The 230-nt window shown below is 62.2% G+C and carries 1 protein-coding gene; it reads right to left on the reverse strand.

Annotated elements, in window-relative coordinates:
- Positions 1 to 230: transposase (locus tag FNJ47_RS49140; protein ID WP_163163878.1), on the reverse strand; the 230-nt coding region annotated here is incomplete at both ends.

Consider the following 230-nt stretch of genomic DNA (forward strand, 5'->3'; position numbering starts at 1 on the left):
TGCCGTCTTGCCGAGAGCCGACGCGTATTGAGCTGCAACACCAACCGAGCGTTCGCCCTTCTTCGGCAATGAGGTGTCATCAATGACCAGCACCGCATCCTTGCCGCCGACAAGTCGGTCCGCCTGGTTGAGCAGTTCCGTCTCTAGCGGCGTCGCGTCCCAGATGCCGTCCGCAATGAAATGGTGCAGCTGATCGTAGCTGCCCGTGGCAAGGCGCTCCGCCATCGGCT

This window comes from Bradyrhizobium uaiense, from assembly GCF_010811875.1.
In the GTDB taxonomy this organism is placed as follows: domain Bacteria; phylum Pseudomonadota; class Alphaproteobacteria; order Rhizobiales; family Xanthobacteraceae; genus Bradyrhizobium; species Bradyrhizobium uaiense.